This window comes from Massilia cellulosiltytica, assembly GCF_047325105.1.
Lineage (GTDB): Bacteria > Pseudomonadota > Gammaproteobacteria > Burkholderiales > Burkholderiaceae_D > Telluria > Telluria orientalis.
In genome coordinates, this window is record NZ_CP168562.1 from 7,206,359 (window position 1) to 7,223,261 (window position 16,903).

At 66.0% G+C, this 16,903-nt stretch carries 16 protein-coding genes and 1 pseudogene; 9 read left to right on the forward strand and 8 right to left on the reverse strand.

The genetic code is table 11. The features are described from left to right. Position 1 precedes the first annotated feature (1 nt). The 3 genes from ACEN9H_RS31680 to ACEN9H_RS31690 form a co-directional block, all read right to left on the reverse strand. Complete coding sequence (locus ACEN9H_RS31680) at positions 2-2,980, reverse strand: TonB-dependent receptor domain-containing protein (protein ID WP_413673312.1); 2,979 nt, start codon at positions 2,978-2,980, stop codon at positions 2-4. 73 nt (positions 2,981-3,053) lie between these two features. Continuing rightward, positions 3,054-3,590 carry a gluconokinase gene (locus ACEN9H_RS31685; protein ID WP_371763242.1) on the reverse strand — a complete coding sequence of 179 codons (537 nt, stop codon included), beginning with the start codon at positions 3,588-3,590 and terminating at the stop codon, positions 3,054-3,056. Between the two features lie 242 nt (positions 3,591-3,832). Next, positions 3,833-4,909 carry an AI-2E family transporter gene (locus ACEN9H_RS31690; protein ID WP_371770667.1) on the reverse strand — a complete coding sequence of 359 codons (1,077 nt, stop codon included), beginning with the start codon at positions 4,907-4,909 and terminating at the stop codon, positions 3,833-3,835. A gap of 143 nt (positions 4,910-5,052) precedes the next feature. On the opposite strand from ACEN9H_RS31690, the gene ACEN9H_RS31695 reads away from it, so the two are divergent. After that, the gene (locus ACEN9H_RS31695) at positions 5,053-5,619 is read left to right on the forward strand and encodes a putative glycolipid-binding domain-containing protein (RefSeq protein ID WP_413673313.1); all 567 of its coding nucleotides are present in this window, start codon (positions 5,053-5,055) and stop codon (positions 5,617-5,619) included. On the opposite strand, the gene ACEN9H_RS31700 is transcribed toward ACEN9H_RS31695, so the two are convergent. After that, complete coding sequence (locus ACEN9H_RS31700) at positions 5,586-6,815, reverse strand: DUF418 domain-containing protein (protein WP_413673314.1); 1,230 nt, start codon at positions 6,813-6,815, stop codon at positions 5,586-5,588. The two genes, ACEN9H_RS31695 and ACEN9H_RS31700, sit on opposite strands and share 34 nt — an antisense overlap. 287 nt (positions 6,816-7,102) lie before the next feature. On the opposite strand from ACEN9H_RS31700, the gene ACEN9H_RS31705 reads away from it, so the two are divergent. The 4 genes from ACEN9H_RS31705 (at position 7,103) to ACEN9H_RS31720 (ending at position 11,014) form a co-directional block, all read left to right on the forward strand. After that, complete coding sequence (locus tag ACEN9H_RS31705) at positions 7,103-8,272, forward strand: MFS transporter (RefSeq protein ID WP_413673315.1); 1,170 nt, start codon at positions 7,103-7,105, stop codon at positions 8,270-8,272. A gap of 153 nt (positions 8,273-8,425) precedes the next feature. Then, the gene (locus tag ACEN9H_RS31710; RefSeq protein WP_413673316.1) at positions 8,426-9,058 is read left to right on the forward strand and encodes a DUF4254 domain-containing protein; all 633 of its coding nucleotides are present in this window, start codon (positions 8,426-8,428) and stop codon (positions 9,056-9,058) included. Next, positions 9,055-9,900, forward strand: a complete 846-nt coding sequence (locus ACEN9H_RS31715; RefSeq protein WP_413673317.1) for a glycosyltransferase family 2 protein — start codon at positions 9,055-9,057, stop codon at positions 9,898-9,900. Before ACEN9H_RS31710 ends, ACEN9H_RS31715 begins: the two co-directional genes overlap by 4 nt. Further along, positions 9,884-11,014 carry a glycosyltransferase family 9 protein gene (locus ACEN9H_RS31720; RefSeq protein ID WP_413673318.1) on the forward strand — a complete coding sequence of 377 codons (1,131 nt, stop codon included), beginning with the start codon at positions 9,884-9,886 and terminating at the stop codon, positions 11,012-11,014. Before ACEN9H_RS31715 ends, ACEN9H_RS31720 begins: the two co-directional genes overlap by 17 nt. On the opposite strand, the gene ACEN9H_RS31725 is transcribed toward ACEN9H_RS31720, so the two are convergent. After that, positions 11,015-12,067, reverse strand: a complete 1,053-nt coding sequence (locus tag ACEN9H_RS31725) for a glycosyltransferase family 9 protein (protein ID WP_413673319.1) — start codon at positions 12,065-12,067, stop codon at positions 11,015-11,017. It abuts the gene before it with no gap. 31 nt (positions 12,068-12,098) lie between these two features. Further along, positions 12,099-12,605, reverse strand: a complete 507-nt coding sequence (locus ACEN9H_RS31730; RefSeq protein ID WP_413673320.1) for a N,N-dimethylformamidase beta subunit family domain-containing protein — start codon at positions 12,603-12,605, stop codon at positions 12,099-12,101. Between the two features lie 163 nt (positions 12,606-12,768). Here ACEN9H_RS31730 and nudC point away from each other — a divergent pair, with 163 nt between their 5' ends. After that, complete coding sequence (gene nudC, locus ACEN9H_RS31735; protein WP_413673321.1) at positions 12,769-13,590, forward strand: NAD(+) diphosphatase; 822 nt, start codon at positions 12,769-12,771, stop codon at positions 13,588-13,590. A gap of 12 nt (positions 13,591-13,602) precedes the next feature. Here the strand turns inward: nudC and ACEN9H_RS31740 are convergent, their stop codons facing one another. Then, the gene (locus tag ACEN9H_RS31740) at positions 13,603-14,475 is read right to left on the reverse strand and encodes a hypothetical protein (protein WP_413673322.1); all 873 of its coding nucleotides are present in this window, start codon (positions 14,473-14,475) and stop codon (positions 13,603-13,605) included. 149 nt (positions 14,476-14,624) lie between these two features. Between ACEN9H_RS31740 and folE the strand changes: the two genes are divergently transcribed. After that, a complete protein-coding gene (gene folE, locus ACEN9H_RS31745) occupies positions 14,625-15,191 on the forward strand; it encodes a GTP cyclohydrolase I FolE (protein WP_036238638.1) in 567 nt (188 codons plus the stop codon). Between the two features lie 182 nt (positions 15,192-15,373). Then, a pseudogene (locus ACEN9H_RS31750) lies at positions 15,374-15,649 on the forward strand (transposase); the annotation flags it as partial. 97 nt (positions 15,650-15,746) lie between these two features. Here the strand turns inward: ACEN9H_RS31750 and ACEN9H_RS31755 are convergent. Next, a complete protein-coding gene (locus tag ACEN9H_RS31755) occupies positions 15,747-16,169 on the reverse strand; it encodes a hypothetical protein (RefSeq protein WP_413673323.1) in 423 nt (140 codons plus the stop codon). 155 nt (positions 16,170-16,324) lie between these two features. Between ACEN9H_RS31755 and ACEN9H_RS31760 the strand changes: the two genes are divergently transcribed. Next, positions 16,325-16,903: a (2Fe-2S)-binding protein gene (locus ACEN9H_RS31760; protein ID WP_082577558.1), complete on the forward strand. Its 579-nt coding sequence runs from the start codon at positions 16,325-16,327 to the stop codon at positions 16,901-16,903.

A 16,903-nucleotide genomic window follows, 5' to 3' on the forward strand; every position in this document is an offset into this window, starting at 1 on the left:
TTTAGAAGTTGTAGCGCAGGCCGGCGCGGTAGGTGCGTCCCACGACGTCGTACAGGGCGGGGTTGATCGCGAAGCTCGGGTTGGCTTGCGGTGCCGGTTCCGGATCGCGGTCCGCCAGGTTGTCGATCTTGAAGTAGACCATCAGCTGCTTCGACACGTTGTAGCTGCCGCCGAAGTCGACGTAGGTCGCGCCCTTCATCTTGTTGTCGTAGATGGTCGGGTGGATCAAGGTCGACACCGGGCAGTTCGTCTGGCACTCGATGTACTCGTTGCTGTACTTGCCATCGCTGAACCAGCGCTCGGTGAGGGTCAGGCTCAACTTGTCGTTGTCCCACGACTGCGTGGCGAGCAGCTTCCACTTCGGCGTGTTGCCCAGGTTGACGCCAGCTCCTTCCGACGGGATCGTGCCGACGACGCCCGAATCCGTGATGAAGTGCAGCGTGCGGGTGGCCAGCGCACGGACGGTGAAGCGGCCCGGCAGGTTGAATTTATCGAGGTTCGTGCGGTACGCCGACTCGATGTCGAAGCCCTTCAGATGCAGGGAAGCGAGATTGAAGTTCTGCACCGTGACGTAGTTGTTGCCCGGGCTGTTCAGCACCATCGCCTGGCAGATCTCCTGGTTGCCGGCCACGCACAGGTCGACTTCCTGCTGGATCGACAAGGTCGAGATCACGTCGTTGACCTTGATGTCGTAGTAGTCGAGCGACGTCGAGAAGCCCGGCGCCCAGCTCGGCTGGCTCAGTACGATGCCGAACGAGTTGTTGCGCGCGATTTCCGGACGCAGGTTCGTGTTGCCGACGGTGCGCTGCTGCACGCTGACCGTGTTGCCCTGGTATTGCACCTGGTTGTTGACGACGACCGGTGCCGCGAACAGTTCGGAGAGGTTCGGTGCGCGCACGTCCTTCGAGCTGACCGCGCGGAAGCGCAGGCCGTCGATCGGCGTCTTCCACGTGGCGCCGATCTTCCAGCTGCTGACGCTGCCGGCGGTGCTGTACTTGGTCTGGCGGTCGGCCAGGTTCAGGTTCGCCTCGCCCCAGGTGTCCGACTTCAGCACGGGCAGGTTCAGCTCGACGTACGCCTCGCGCACGTTGTACGAGCCCGCGCCGTTGTGATAGTTACCGGCATACCAGTTGTTGCCGACCGTGCTGTTGAGGGTCGGATCGAGCGGGTAGGCGGCACCGCCGATCGAATCGGGCGAGACGCCGGCGCCGTACGGGTCGCCATGCACGTCGTATTTCTCGCGGCGCCATTCGGCACCCGTCGCCATCGACAGCGGGCCGGCCCAGCCTTCCCAGATCTCGCCGTTGAAGTTGGCGCTGGCCACGTCCTGGCTCTGCGTCGTGCGCTGGATCGGGCCGGCGCCCGGCGCGATATAGCCCCACGCGGCCGGATCGACCGGGTTGTTGCCGATGATGTTCAGCGGCACGCAACCGTTGGCGGCGGCGACGGCGTTGCGGCAGACGATCTTGCCGCTGGCATCGCGCACGGCATCGATCGCGTTGTTGTAGCGCGTGTTCAGCGTGATGTCGTGGACGTTGATGTTCGTCGTGTTCTCGCCGTGTTCCGCATACGCGTCGTACGACCAGTCCTTGCCGAACAGCTTGAACGTGCCGTCCGCGCCGACGACGAAGCGGCGCTGCGTGCGCGTCGGGTGGACGTTGATGTTTTCCGGGAAGATCGCGTTCGCCGTGCCGTACTGGAAGCTCCTGATGTTGTTGGCCGCGCAGGCCGCCGCGATCGACGCCGGCAGGAACGGGTTGTCGCACTGGATCGTCAGGTTGGCCTGCTTGGCCGCACCCGGGTTCGGCGAGAAGTGCGATTTCACCTGCGCATAGTTCGCGGTGAAATAGATCTCGTTATCCGCGTCGAGGTCCCACGACAAGCGCGTGTAGGCGACTTGTCGCTTGAAATTCATCGCGAGGTTCGTACCGGCGCCCACGCTGCCCGAGAGGTCGCCGCCCACGCAGAATGGATTCACGCAGTTCGTGACCTGGCCGGTGCCGGTCGGCACGCCGTTCGAGCCGTAGTTGAACTGGTACGGCACGCCGCCGTCGCCGAACGCGGTGCCCTGCAGCGGGCCGTTCGTGATCAGGCCGTATTTCGAATACTGGTATTGCTGGGCATGGTCGATGGCCATGTATTCCGGCCTGCCGTCGGTGGTCTGCGACAGCGGACGGCGCTGGAACACCGTGTTGCGGTACCACGTGCGGCCGCCTGCGCCCACTTCGCCGAAGCCCGGCGAATCGATGCCGTTTTCCTTGCTGAACTCGCCGCTGACGGTCGCATGCAGGCGGTCGTCCATGAAGCCCTTGCCCCAGGCGGCCTGCAGCGTGCCGCTCTTGTCGTCGTGGTAGCGCGTCTGGCCGCCCTCGACGTTGGCTTTAAAACCCGTGAATTTTTTGTCGGTGATGAAGTTGACGACGCCGCCCACCGCATCCGAACCGTACGACGCCGACGCACCGCCCGTGACGACGTCCACGCGTTTCACCAGCAGTTGCGGGAACTGGCTGACGTCCGTGACGCCGGTGACGTTCGCGCCGACGACGCGCTGGCCGTCGAGCAGGGTCAGGGTCCGGATGGTGCCCAGGCCGCGCAGGCTCAGCGAGCTCAAACCCTGGATGCCGCTCGACGTGCTGTTGGTGCTCGTCGTGCGGCCCGTGCTGCCTTGCAGCGCCGGCAGTTCGGCCAGCGTGTTGAACAGGTTTGGCTTCGCGGCCTTTTCGAGGTCGGCGCTGGACAGGCTCGTCGTCGGCGTCGGCTGGGTGAAGCCGCGGGCCGCGATGCGCGAGCCGGAAATGCGCACGACGTTCGCTTCCGGGACGGCGGGCGTGGTGCCGGCGGTCTGGTCGGCCGGGGCCGCTTGTGTGTCGGTAGCGGGTTGTTGTGCCGGTTCGGCCTGCTGGGCGTGAGCGGCGCCGAGCATGCCGCAGGCGCTGGCGACGGCGAGGTTGATGAGGGTGCGTTGTAGTGGTGTACGCATGGTAGTCTCCATTATTCTCATGTGATCGGCATGCCGCCTCGGATGGGCGGCTGGGCCGGGTGCGACGACTGACTTATTGATTGATCGATGCGATGATGCTGGCCACCAGGGCGTCTGGCGGCTGGGTAATGTCCAGGGTGATGCCGGCTTCGTCCGGCTGCAGCGGCTCGAGGTCGCGCAGCTGGCTGTCCAGCAGGGTGATCGGCATGTAGTGGCCGATGCGCGTCTGCATGCGTGCCGCGATCGTGCCGCGCGGACCATGTAAATGGGCGAAGCGCAGGTTCGGGTCGGCCTGGCGCAACAGGTCGCGGTAGCGGCGCTTGAGCGCCGAGCACGACACGACGACGCCCGTGCCGCGTTCGCGTGCGGCGCCGATCTCGTTGGCCAGGGCTTGCAGCCAGCCGGCGCGGTCGTCGTCCGTCAGCGGGATGCCGGCCGACATCTTGACCACGTTCGGCGCCGGGTGATACGCGTCGCCCTCGAGGAAGGCGACGTCGAACGCCGCGGCGAGGGCGGCAGCGATCGTGCTCTTGCCGCAGCCGCAGACGCCCATGACGACCCAGCGGTAGCCTTCGCCCGACTGGTTGGATACATCGCTTGGTGATGCCATTCTTTCTCTCTTTCTGTCAATTCACAGCGACCGTTAGCGCTATCATTTTTGCCAAGTCTTCAATAAGGCGGCGGGTTTGTAAAGCGTTATTCATGTTGCGGAGCAAACCGGGCGGCAGGCGACTCATGCAATTTGCATGAAATGGGGGGCATATCGCTGTTGCGTCAGAGGGAAACCGCGAAAACGGGACTGATAGCGCTATCAGTTGTGCATGGCGGCATTACATTGAGAGCGTGTGGCGTTTACAACACGTTTGCATCACCAGACGTTGGTGGAGTCGTGATCTTGGTCCGATGCAGGCGCATTTGCACGACAAACATCCGCAGTGCGGCCAAGAAGGGAACGGAGAGGAAGATGCCGGCCACGCCGGCCAGTTCCTCGCCGGCGAGCAGGCCGAACACGACGAGGATCGGCGGCACGTCGACGCCCTCGCTCATCAGCCAGGGGCTCAACATATAGTCCTGGAAGACGCGGTAGCCGCCGATGAAGAGAATGATCCAGCCCACGTGCTCGTAGCCGCTGAACAGGGCGACGCCCACGATGGCCGCCGCCGCGACGAGCGGCCCCAGCACGGGAATCACTTCCAGCACGGCCGCGACGCCGGCCAGCAGCAGCGCGAACGGCACCCTCATCAGCGACAGCACGAGACCGTAGGCGACGAGCGTCGCCAGCGACAGCAGGGCCAGCGCCCGCACATAGCTCGACAGCACGGTGTTCAGGCCGTGCAGCACGTCCGTCCAGAAGCCGCCGTTGCGGCGGTGGCGCATCGCCACGAGCAGCTCGTCGAACACGGGCGCCTGCAGGATCATCAGGAAGCTCAGGATCGGGACGACGACGACGTAGATCAGGTTGCCGGCCAGGTGCACCAGGCCGTAGCCGATGTTGCGCACGAACGGCATCGCCTCCGCCGAACCGCCCTGCAACAGGTCGCGCAGGAAAGCGGCCAGGCGCGCGCGCAAGGGTTCGAGCAGGTGGGGCAGCGGCAGGCGCCGCTCCAGCGTGGCGGGATCGAGCAGGGTCGGCAACTGTTGCGCGAGCGCCGTCGCCTGCTCGGCCACCGTGTTGCCGAACAGCCCGACGGCCAGCGCGACGAGCCCGACCACGACGAGGTAGACGAGGCACAGCAGGAGCGTGCGCGGCACGCGGCCGCCGGCGACGCGCTGGGCCAGCACGAACAACGGATAGATGAGGTAGCTGAACAGCACGGCGATCAACATCACCAGCAGCGTCGTCCGCACGAGAAAGACGCCGTACAGACCTGCTATCACCAGCGCGGCCGTCCACACCACGCGGGCCGTACGCGCATCGATACCGAACACGGCGTCTCCCTGTCAGCAACCCGCCACGGCGGCGGGCCTTGTCATGATGATACGGCGACGCCTTCTTCGCTGGCGCGCAACTCCGCCTGGGGGTGCTACATTCGGTGCTACATCAAGCGTGCATGGCGCACAGGGAGGGCCACGTGAAACGCAGCTATCGCTGGGCAACGGAGCAGGGTGGCGGCCTGGAGCATGTCGAACTGGAGACCGGGGAGGCCGGGGAGGCCGGGGAGGCCGGCGTGACGGCGGAAGGCGTCCTCATCGGCCCCGCGGGCGGGCGGCTGTTCGCATGCAGTTATCTGCTGTGCTGCGACGAACAATGGCGCGTGCGCAGCCTCGACGTCCATGTCGCGGGCAAGGGGCAAGTGAGCCTGCACGCCGACGGGGCCGGCAACTGGACTGACGCGGACGGCACCCCGCTGCCGGCGCTGCAGGGCTGCACGGACGTCGACCTGTCCGGCAGTCCCTTCACGAACACGTTGCCGATCCGGCGCCTCGGCGATGTGCTGCATGACCGCCAGGAAATCCGCGTCGCGTACGTCGACCTGCCCAAGCTCGACGTCCAGCCCGTCGCGCAGGCGTACACGCGCGTGGCGCCCGACCGGGTGCGGTTCGAAAGCCTGTCCCGGCCGTTCGCCGCCGACCTCGACGTCGACGGCGATGGCGTCGTGCTGCGCTACGAGGGGTTGTTTACGCGCGTCGCGGGCTGAGCGCTTTGCGTTGACGCCGCTCCGATCCACGTCAGACGGTGCCATACGGTTTCCAGCGGGCCCTGCTTGTGGCTCTTGAGCCACCAGGCGCTGAAGGTGCCCTGCAGCACGGCCAGCACGATGCCGATGGACAATGCCATCACAGTACCCGCGACCGCGTACAGGCCGAAGCCGAAGCCATAGTACAAGGTCGTGCCGACGATCGACTGCATCATGTAGCTCGTCAGGCTCATCCGTCCCATCCAGCGCAGCTTCCCCAGCACGCGCGCGCCCGCGGCACGGCGGAACAACAGCGCGAAACCCGTCACGAGCAGCAGCATGACGTCCAAGTTGAGCAGCGGGTTGCAGATGGATGCCACCGGCCGGCGCAGGGCCTCGGCGGCGATCCATGCTTCCAGCTGGCTATGAATGAAGAACAGAGGACCGAGCAGCAATAGCGCACCGAAAAAGATGCGTCGCCAGATGCCGATGTTCCGGTCGTTGACGGCGAACAGTCCGAGGCGTCCGGCCAGCATGCCGAACATGAACAGCCCGGGAATCTGCAGGACGCGGCCCATTTCCCAGCTCCACAGCACCACGGCGTGCTTGCCGTTCGTGAGGTTGCCGATCCAGACATCGAGTACCGAACCGTGCATCAGGTATTGGTTTGCGCGGCCGAACATCGACCAGGATTCCGGATCGGGCAGCTTGCCCGGCGCGCTGTCCAGTGCCGCCAGCGCATCGATCCACGCGAACGGCTGCAGGCTCAGGAAGCAGGCCAGCAGGAAGACGGTGCGCGTACCCAGGCGCGCCACAGGGATCAGCACGAGGCCGAGCACGGCATAGATCGACAGGATGTCGCCATGGTAGAACGCGGAATTCACCAGGCCGAACCCGAGCAGGAGCAGCATCCGCCACGCGAAGCGCGGCCGGAAATCCTCCCCGCGCCGGGCCCGGGCGTCGTACTGCAGGTGGAACGTCAGGCCGAACAGCAGGGCGAAGATGGCATACGACTTGCCGCCGAACAGAGCGAACATCGCGTCCCAGATGTGTTGTCCCAGTCCCTTCAGCCAGGCGGGCTCGCCCGGTGGCGAAAAATAGAGATCGAAGTGCTCGATGTTATGCAGCAGCATGATCGAGACGATGGCAAAGCCGCGCAGGGCGTCGACGAGGTCGAGGCGGGAGTCGGTACGGGGCATGTCGGAGGAGGGCGTCATGGTATTCCTGTCCGTTTTTTGGGCCCGGCCATTCTAGTTTGGAATCGTTTTCATCTCCACTATATTTTTTACAACGCCCACGCTTATTTCTCGTTATAAGTTCACATCTGGTTACAAACTGCCGGTGTTTGTCGGCATCCCGCAACGCTGAAAATTTTTTCCGAGTGGCAAAGCAAAGTTCTCGCAAACCGTTTAGAATTGCCTCCCATCAGCTTTCCATGCGCCAACCGCTCGGTTGGCGTTTGCTTTTTGATCCAGACATTTTTTTAAAAAAAGTCATCTACTAAATGCAAAATCATTTGCCCGTTACTACTGCCTCCCGCTCCCGCAGCCTCCCGCTCGCGCAATCGCAGTCGTTCGCCCTGCCGCTCCTGTTTACGGTATTCGGCGTGATCATGGGTTCTTGGGCCGGCCGTATTCCGGCCATGGCCGAACGCGTGCACGTGTCGCACTCGGCGTTGTCGATGGTGCTGCTGTGCGGCGGCCTCGGTGCCGTTCTGTCGTACCCGATTTCATCGCGCATGATGAGTTCGCTTGGCGCCCGCAAGACCATGCTGTTTTCCGGCCTGGCCCTGCTGGCCGTGCTGGTCGCCATCGGCGGCGCACCGACCGTGCCGCTGCTGATGATGGCCGTCCTGGGCCTGGGCATCACGGCCAGCACGTTCGACGTCGCCGTCAACTCGGCCGCCACCCGCCGCGAAAAGCAGTCGGGCAAGTCGGAACTGTCGAAACTGCACGGCCTCGGCTGCGCCGGCGGCCTGGCGGGTGCGACCCTGGGCAGCCTGATGGCCGGCCTGCACATCGCGCCGCTCACGCATTTCGTGATGCTGGCCGGTCCGCTGGCCCTGGCGCTCTATTACGGTCATGCGTCGCTGGATGCGGACGACGCCGGGGAAGCCGTCGAGAAAAAATCGTTCTCGCTGCCGCGCGGTCCGCTGCTGTTCCTGGGCGCACTCGGCTTTTTCGGTTCGATGGCCGAAGGCAGCATCGCCGACTGGAGCGGCGTGTTCCTGAAAGAGCACTTCGGTGCGTCGGACGGCCTGGCGCCGCTGGCCCTGTCGTCGTTCTCCGTGATGATGTTGCTGGCCCGCCTCGTCGGCGACAAGCTCAAGGTGCGCTACGGTGCCCGTTCGCTCGTCACCAGCGGCTCGATGCTGGGCGCCGCCGGCCTGTTCTTCGCCGTGCTGTCGCCGAATGCCTGGTTCGCCCTGTTCGGCTTCGCCGTCGCGGGCATGGGCCTGGCGCTGGTGTTCCCGTTCGTGTTCAGCGCGGCGGGCGCGCAGGGCCCGGCGGCATTGGCCGGCGTGGCCAGCATGGCCTACAGCGGCAGCCTGATGGGCCCGCCGGTCATCGGCGCCATCGCCCAGGGCATGGGCATGCAGATCGCCATCGCCTACATCGGCGGCCTCGCCTGCCTGATCGCCTTCGTGGCCAGCCGCTCGCGCCTGCTGAAGTAATCTGTTCTCACGCATCTTCCTGTTCCGGGGCGGTCGCCGATGGCGCCGCCCCGTTTTTTTGCGCTGTGCCAAGGCCGCGCGCATTCCGCAGAACTCCAGTACGCCTGCGTACTCCAAGCAAACGTCACTCGTCTGCCCAGGATCGGAGTTGCCATGCAAAGCGAAATCGATGCCGTGTCCGTCGTCTGGTTCCACGACCGCCAGCTGCGCGAACGCGACTGGCCCGTGATGTCGCATGTCGCCGCCGATGCGGGCCGGTTGGGCGTATGGGAATGGATCGCCGCCAATCACCGCTACAACGGCCTGCTGTGGCGCGAGGAAGACCGGGCGCGCCGGCTGGACGTGCCCCCTTCCGAAATCGCGGCCGGCAAGCGCCTGATCGACCGCTACAACCAGAAACGCAACGACGCGGTCGAATCCATCGACGAAGCGCTGCTGGCCAGCCTGCGCCACGTCGTCTGCGTGCCCGACGCGCGGCTCTCCAGCGAAACGGCCGGCGCCATGATCGACCGCCTGTCGATCCTCGCGTTGAAGATCCACCACATGCGCGCGCAGACGCAGCGCGTCGATGCGGACGACGCCCACGTCCGCGCGTGCACCGCCAAGCTCGACCGCCTGCTCGCGCAGCGCCAGGACCTGATGTCGTGCCTCGACCTGCTGCTCACGGAAGCGAGGGCCGGACGGGCCTATTTCAAGCTCTATCGCCAGTTCAAGATGTACAACGATCCCGCGCTGAACCCGTACCTCAACGGCCAGGTGCAGGGGGATGGAAGGGCGGCGCCGTGAACGAGACGATCGACGTCCTGATCCCGACCCGCAACCGCCCCGCTGCGCTCGCGGTCACGCTGACGGCGCTCGGCGCGCAGACCTGGCCGGCCTTGCGCATCGTGCTTGCCGACCAGTCGGATGGCGAAGGCGTCTGCACGCATGGCGAGGTGCAGGCGGTATTGCGCTACCTGCGCGTCAGCGGCCGCGGCGTCGACACGTTCCGGCGCCCGCGCCGCCGCGGCATGGCCGAACAGCGCGCCTTCCTGCTGGCCCAGGTGCGCTCGCCGTGCTGCCTGTTCGTCGACGACGACGTGATCCTCGAACCGGACCTCGTCGCCCGTCTGCACGCCGCGCTACGGGAAGAGGGATGCGGCCTCGTCGGTAGTGCGCTGCACGGATTGAGCCACCTGGGCCAGTTGCGGCCGATGCAGGAAGCGATCGAATTCTGGGACGGTCCCGTGACGCCGGAAACCGTGCGGCCCGGCAGCCCGGCGTGGGCGCGTCATCACCTGCACAGCGCGGCGAACCTCTTTCACGTGCAGGCCCGCCTGGCGGGCGAAGCAGGAGCAACGCGGCGCTACAAGATCGCCTGGGTCGGCGGCTGCGTGATGTTCGATACGGCCAAGCTGCGCGCGGTGGGCGGCTTCGACTTCTGGCGCGACCTGCCGGCCCAGCATTGCGGAGAAGATGTGCTGGCCCAGCAGCGTGTGATGGCGCTTTACGGCGGCTGCGCGATATTTCCGTCCGGTGCGTATCACATGGAACTGCCGACGACCATCACGGCACGGGCCATCGATGCGCCGTATGTGTTGCCGCTCAGTGAGCCACACGACGAGCCGCACGATGCGACCGATCCATGATCGTCTCAATGACATGCGTGCAGACGACATGCGTGTGGACGACATGCGTGTCCACGACATGCGTGTCCACGATGTGCGCAAGATCGTCGTGCTGCGACCGAGCGCAGTGGGCGACTTCGTGTTCGCGCTGCCGGCCCTGCACGCGTTGAAGCAGGCGTATCCCGGGGGCGAACTGGTCCTGGCGGGAAAAGCCTGGCATCGTGCGTTCCTGCAGGGGAGGCCGGGGCCGGTCGACCGGGTCGTCGAGGTGCCGCCCGTGCAAGGCGTCGGCGCACACGAGACTTCAAAAGAAGAGGTCGAGCGCTTCGTCGACGCGATGCGCGCCGAGCGCTTCGATCTCGCACTGCAGATGCATGGGGGCGGGCGGCATTCGAATCCGTTGCTGTTGCGCTGCGGTGCGCGGCTGACGGCGGGGGCATGCGCGCCGGGCGTCCCCTTGCTCGATCGCTGGGTGCCGTTTCGCGAGCCCAGCCCGCGCAGGCTGGCCTTGCTCGAGATCGCGGGCCTGGCCGGTGCGGCCATGCGGTTGCCGCTTGATGCGCAACCGGAACTCGCGCTCACGGAAGCCGACCGGCACGAGGCCGCGGTGATCATGCCCGGGCTGGCTGGCAAACGGCTCATCGTGCTGCAGCCGGGGTCGACCGATCCGCGCCGCTGCTGGCCGGCGCCGTCGTTCGCGGCGCTGGGCAACCGGCTTGCGCAGGACGGCGCCTGTGTCGCCGTCAACGGTTCGCCGGACGAAGTGGATCTCGTGCACGAGGTCGTGGCGCGCATGCACGCGCCGGCCGCCGCACTCGCAGGCCGGCTGAGCCTGGGCGGGCTGTGCGGCTTGCTGGCGCGCGCCGCGCTGCTCGTGTCGAACGACACCGGCCCACTGCACCTGGGCCTGGCGCTTGGTGTGCCGAGTGTCGGCATCTTCTGGCTGACGAATTTGATCGACGGCTTGCCGTTGCGGCCCTCGACCTTGCATGCGGCCATGTCGGTGCGGACACGCTGCCCTGTCTGCGATCAGGACAATCTGCGAGCGCGCTGTCCGCACGATGTGAGCTTTGTCGCCGATGTCGGCATCGACGAGGTGGAGGCGCTGGCCCATGCGGCATTGGCTCATCAATAGTCACCAGTAAGGCCACATGCCGACACTGCGCTGGCGGCTCGGCGCCGTGCCGGCCAGTAATGCGCGTGCATGTTGCAGCACCACCTGGGCGCGCTCCGCACCGGGATCCCAGATGCAGCGGTGCGTGTGGCGGTCGAGCGGCGCCCAGCGGGCGATGTCGGCCTTGCTGAACACGACGATGCTTTTGAGCCTGAGGCCGGCCGCGATGTGGGACACGCCCGTGTCGTTGCAGAGCAAAAGCCTGGCATCACGCATCAGGACGGCCATCGCACCGATCGAGATGGGCGCGGCGGCGTCGACCGGCGGGTGGTGCATGCGGGACGCCACGTCGGCCGTCAGGTCCGCTTCCTCGGCCGATCCCGTCAACACCACCTTGAGGCCGAACTCGGCGGCGAGGCGGTCGCCGACCTTCGCGAACAAGGCCGCCGGCCAGCATTTGTCCCGCTTGCGCGCGCCCGGGTGGATGCACAGGTAGGCGCCGGGCGTGAGAGAGGCGCCGAGGCCGCTGGCGCGCCACTCGTCTTCGTCGTCGCGCGACAGCGGGAATTCCAGGTGGACGCCGGTCGACGGCGCGCCCAGTTGCTCCATCAGCGACAGGAGGCGCTCCGGCTCCGCCCCGATTTCCGGATAGGGAAACAGGACGGTGCGGTCGCGGACGACGGGCGCGCCACGGCAGAACCCGGCCATCGCCTGTGCGCCGAAGCCGCTGACGATGTCGTTGCTCACGTCGCCACTGCCGTGCAACTGGAGCGCCAGCGCGAACTGGCGGGTGCAGAGGCTGTTGTAGAAACGCGCGAGCGCATCATGCCGGACCGGTTGCTCGGGCAGCAAAGGGTGGCCGGGAAAGGCGATGAATTCATCGACGTACGCACTGAACCGGTCTGCGAATTGCTGCGCCCACGGCAAACCCACCAGCGCGATGTGGGCACGGGGCAAGGCGGCGCGCAGCGCGCGCAGGGCGGGCACCGTGCACAGCATGTCGCCCAGGTGAAGGGCGCGGAATACGATCACCGAAGGCGGATCGAGACGCTGCAGCAGTGGTCGACGGTACACTTGTTGCTCCTTTGGCGCCTGAGTTACCGCGCTACCTTCGCAACAGGCCATCGAGGACATTGCGCGTGACGCGCTCCAGTTGGCGATCCCGGCCGTCGTCGAGGACTTGCGCCCAGTCGGTGGTTCCGGCAGAAAACACGGTGCCGTTGCGTGTGAACAGGCCCATGGCGGCCGTGTGGATGCCTTCGCCGGCCGCGTGGCGTGCACGTGCCGGCAATTCCTGCCAGTCGGGACCCAGGCGCGCCGCCGCCAGCAATGCATAGCCGTCCGGCGTACCGTCCCCGTCCGCCCAGACGGACAGCAATGCGCCATGGCCGGCATCGAAGACGTCGAGCGGGACGCCGTCGCATTCATAGCCCGCCAGCGGCGGCCAGCTATGCCGCCCGAGCGCGTCGCCGCGCGCCAGGCCGGTCTCCGTGAAGATCCAGTGATCGGGCTGCTGGACACGATAGCCGCCGGACCTGCGCGGACCATCCCACCAGCCGCCGCCGTGCCGGTAGCTGGCGCCGCTCAAGCTGTCTTCGGTCATCACGCTCATCGTCTCCTCCGCGTTGGGTTGCGCTGCGGTCCTGCTGAGGCTTGGAGCACGATGAGCTGGATTAGTTCATCCATTCGCGCGGTTGTTGGATGTCGATGGCGGCCTGAACGGTGCGGAGAAAGACGGTATCATCGAAGGCAATCCCTTGATGACCGGATACCTCATGCTCCAGACGCCCGCCTCGTTCACGCCCCTGATGGCTCCGCAGCAGGATGCCGCACCGCTGTCCTTCGTCTTCCACGGCGGGCGGCTGCTCGTGCGCGAGGCCGACCTCGGCCTGCCCGACGAGGCCGCGGTGCGCAGCCTCGCGCTCGACCCGCCGCGCCTGCAGCCGGTGGGCCTGCTGGACGACCGTTATTGCCAGACCGCCTGGGTCGACGACGAGGCCCTGGCACCGCCCGGCCACGCCTGGCGCGGGCTGCGTTCGCTGTTCGGCGAGTTCGACGAAGGCCACCTTGGCGTGGCCGCGCGCGCCTGCCAGATCGCCGAATGGGCGCGCACGCACCGCTTCTGCGGCGCCTGCGGCAGCGGCACCGTGCTGGCGGCGGGCGAGCGCTGTTTCAAGTGCGTGAACTGCGGCCACATGGCTTATCCGCGCATTTCGCCGGCGATGATGGTCTTGATCCGCAATGGCGACAAGGTGCTGCTGGCGCTGCACACGCAGTCCGCCGTCAAACGCTTCGTGCCGCTGGCCGGCTTCCTGGAAGCGGGCGAGACGATCGAGGAAGCCGTGCACCGCGAAGTGTTCGAGGAAGTGGGCCTGCGCGTGCACAACCTGCGCTATTTCGGCAGCCAGTCGTGGCCGTTCCCGCACTCGCTGATGATCGCGTTCACGGCCGATTACCTGGACGGCGACATCCGTACCGATCCCAACGAGATCAGCGAGGCGCGCTGGTTCGGACCGGGCGACGAGTGGCCGGAGCGCGTGGCGCACGTGTCGATCTCGAGCATGCTGGTCGACAGCCACCGTCCGCCCGGCCGCTGACGGCCAGCCCGCTCAGGGCGCCGGCGTGGCTGCGATCCTGCCTTCCACGCGCAGCGCCAGCGGCGTCTCTTCCGGCCGCGTGCCCGTGCTGCGCATGCGCACGACGCGCTGCATCAGGTCGAACCAGAACGGGGCGCCGAACAACGCGGTCGACGCCGTGACGATCCAGCCCGCGACCTGCAGCGCGAAATCGGCATTGGCTACCGGCGGGAACCGCGTCCAGCCGATCGGCAGCGCCATCATGGCGTCGAACACGGCCGGGTCCAGCGCGCCGGGCGCGTCATGGAGATGCGCCGCGAGGGCCGGCTGCTGCCACAGCGTGCGGAACAGATGGATGCTGTCGATGTTGAACAGGATCGCCAGCAGCAGCGCCAGCAGCAGGGAAATCAGCAACTGGCGCCGTTTATAGGCGCCGGACATGCGCGCCATCGCGTTGTCGAACCAGCCGGCCAGCATGTCCTGGAATTGCTGCAGGTCGCGCGCGCGCCCGTACAGCCCGCGCATCACCTGCCGGACCTGCGGATCGGGAATCGTCTCGATGGCGTTGCCGAGCTGGGCGAAGTCGCCCGGCACTTTCCACAGGCTGTCCACCAGCGCAATCGCAAAATGCGCCGGTTCGATGTACGATGGCCGCGTACGCATGTCCCGTTCGCTCGGATGCGTGCCGTCCGCATGCGGGTTGACGAGCGGATGCTGGTAGACGGCACGCGCCAGCCCGTCGAAGCGGGAGTCGTTGAGCATGCTCTTGACGCCCGCCAGCAGGGTGTTCGCACGCAGCCGAAACGCCGCGGCCAACGCTTCCTGCAAAGTGCTGACGATCAGGGCGACCGTGCCATAACAAAATGTCAGGCCGATCGCGACTTCCAGGACGGTGCTCCCAAGCATGGCTGTTCTCCGCGCAGTGACAAGGACGTCGACTACGCTAGCGCATCCGCCACAGTCCGGCTTTCGTTTTGCGCAAGGAAGCCGCCGTCATCGGTGGATCCGCTCCATTTTCTATATACTCTCGGCAATCGAAAATTTTAGGGTTAACCATGTCTGACAAAGAAGTCTTCACCGAGAATGACTGGCGCCGCCTGCTGGTAAGCCTTGGCGAAGATCCCAATCGCTCCGGCCTGCACGAGACGCCCGCGCGTGTCGCCAAGGCCTGGAAACACTGGACTTCCGGCTACGACCAGGATCCGGTCGAGATCCTCAAGGCGTTCGAAGACGGCGCCGAGGAATACAACGAATTGATCGTCGTGCGCGGCATTCCGGTCTACAGCCATTGCGAACACCACCTGGCGCCGTTCTTCGGCAAGGCGACGGTGGGCTATCTGCCGAACGGCAAGATCGTCGGGCTGTCGAAGCTCACGCGCCTCGTCGACGTGTTCTCCAAGCGCCTGCAGGTGCAGGAACGCTTGACGGTCCAGATCGCCAACACGCTGATGGAAGTGCTGGAACCGAAGGCCGTGGGCGTGGTCATCAAGTGCCGCCACATGTGCATGGAAAGCCGCGGCATCCGCACGCCGGGCGAGGAAACCATCACGTCGACCCTCCTGGGCGAACTGCAGCCGAACCTGGCGCTGCGCACCGAGTTCCTGTCGCTGGCCCGCGACTGACGGCCTGCCCGACCCCGCACGCATGGCGCCTCAAAAAAAAGGCGCCATGATTCCGAACACGCTGCTAGACTGTATTTACTGGGCGCCGTGTTCGAATCCGTCGCGACAATGCGCTACGCCCCGTCGATGACCGGGAACCTGTTCCGGATCATGTGTCTCCAAGTGAATTTGAGGCGATCGACATGGCCAGGCAAACCTTTCCAAGCGATGTACCGCGTGAACAGTTCGAGACCGTGCGTGAAATGCTCGAAGCGGCCCGCCGCAAGACCCGGCCGCGCAAGCACGATCTGTACGATGTGTTCTGCGCCGTCCTGTACTTCCTCCACACCGGCAGCGCCTGGCGCAGCATGCCGCCCGAGTTTCCGCCCTGGCGTACCGTGCATGAATATTTCACGCAATGGACGATGCTGCGTGACAGCGACCGCACCCTGCTCGAGCAGACGCTCGACCGGCTCGGGCGCACGGCCGAAATCGCACGGCTGCGCCAGCTGACCGGGCAGCACTGATCCGGGCTGTGTTGCCGGATGGCCGGCCTGCCGCCGGCGGGTGTGAGCGCTAGCGCGTGGCCGCCACTGAGCCTTCCGCCGGCTCGAACACGAGCTTCTGTTTCGCATCCATGTGGAACACGCCGATCGGCTGGGCCTGCACATTGTCCGATGGTTCCGGCAACTGGCTGCAGGTACGGGTTTCCAGCTGCCACATCGCGTCGCCCGCGCGCAGCAAAAAGGTGTCGTCGCCCGTGGAGAACAGCTCGACGTTCAGGTCGGCCAGCGGCGTCTTGCCGAGGTCGAACTGGCGCTGGCAGTCCGGCAGGCGCGACGCGATCACCCGCAGGCCCGCCTGTTTGCTCCAGAAATAATCCTGCGTGACGACCACCGTCAGGGCGTGGTCGTTGCTGTCGATCGTGTAGCTGGCCGATTCGTTGACGCAGCCGGCCAGCAGCAAGAGCGGTGTCAACAGGAGCAAGGGGGAGCGCATGGTCATTTCCGGGTTGCTGATGCTTCTGTGCATCTCTGCGCGAGTATAGAGCGCTTCAAACACTTGCCGCAACGGCACGCTTCTCGCGCGCTCCCCGATTTTTTGATTTCGGAGATGATGAATCAGGCAATCCATCTTCGAAAGCGAGCAAAGTCATGCCAGACGATGACCAGAGTCTATCGGAGCAGCGTGCGCAGGGCGCGACGTTGCTCCATGCGCCGCCGCAACCGCTCACCTTGCGGATCAATGGCGCTGAGCACAACCTGACGATCGAACCCCGCGTGACCCTGCTGGACGCACTGCGCGAGGTGCTGGGCCTGACCGGCACCAAGAAGGGCTGCGACCGCGGCCAGTGCGGGGCCTGCACGGTCCTCGTGGATGGCCAGCGCATCAACGCCTGCCTCACGTTGGCGATGATGCACGACGGCCGCGAGATCACGACCGTGGAAGGCCTCGGCGAGCAAGGGCAGCCGCACCCGATGCAGCAGGCCTTCATGGATTGCGACGGCTTCCAGTGCGGCTATTGCACGCCGGGACAGGTGTGTTCGGCGGTGGCGCTGCTGGACGAAGTGAAGGCCAGGCAGGCCAGCATGCTGACCGAAGGCGACCAGCTGGCGCCGGGCGCGCTGTCCGAAGACGAGATCCGCGAGCGCATGAGCGGCAACCTGTGCCGCTGCGGCGCCTATCCCAACATCGTCAAGGCCATCCACAGCGTGGTCTTGCGCCAGGCGTAG

What these genes read in the sequence shown, in the direction of transcription:
- ACEN9H_RS31680 (WP_413673312.1), bottom strand. Translation starts at nt 2,980, where the DNA reads ATGCGTACACCACTACAACGCACCCTCATCAACCTCGCCGTCGCCAGC.
- ACEN9H_RS31685 (WP_371763242.1), bottom strand. Translation starts at nt 3,590, where the DNA reads ATGGCATCACCAAGCGATGTATCCAACCAGTCGGGCGAAGGCTACCGC.
- ACEN9H_RS31700 (WP_413673314.1), bottom strand. Translation starts at nt 6,815, where the DNA reads ATGACGCCCTCCTCCGACATGCCCCGTACCGACTCCCGCCTCGACCTC.
- ACEN9H_RS31705 (WP_413673315.1), top strand. Translation starts at nt 7,103, where the DNA reads ATGCAAAATCATTTGCCCGTTACTACTGCCTCCCGCTCCCGCAGCCTC.
- ACEN9H_RS31710 (WP_413673316.1), top strand. Translation starts at nt 8,426, where the DNA reads ATGCAAAGCGAAATCGATGCCGTGTCCGTCGTCTGGTTCCACGACCGC.
- ACEN9H_RS31720 (WP_413673318.1), top strand. Translation starts at nt 9,884, where the DNA reads ATGCGACCGATCCATGATCGTCTCAATGACATGCGTGCAGACGACATG.
- ACEN9H_RS31730 (WP_413673320.1), bottom strand. Translation starts at nt 12,605, where the DNA reads ATGAGCGTGATGACCGAAGACAGCTTGAGCGGCGCCAGCTACCGGCAC.
- nudC (WP_413673321.1), top strand. Translation starts at nt 12,769, where the DNA reads ATGCTCCAGACGCCCGCCTCGTTCACGCCCCTGATGGCTCCGCAGCAG.
- ACEN9H_RS31740 (WP_413673322.1), bottom strand. Translation starts at nt 14,475, where the DNA reads ATGCTTGGGAGCACCGTCCTGGAAGTCGCGATCGGCCTGACATTTTGT.
- folE (WP_036238638.1), top strand. Translation starts at nt 14,625, where the DNA reads ATGTCTGACAAAGAAGTCTTCACCGAGAATGACTGGCGCCGCCTGCTG.
- ACEN9H_RS31755 (WP_413673323.1), bottom strand. Translation starts at nt 16,169, where the DNA reads ATGCGCTCCCCCTTGCTCCTGTTGACACCGCTCTTGCTGCTGGCCGGC.
- ACEN9H_RS31760 (WP_082577558.1), top strand. Translation starts at nt 16,325, where the DNA reads ATGCCAGACGATGACCAGAGTCTATCGGAGCAGCGTGCGCAGGGCGCG.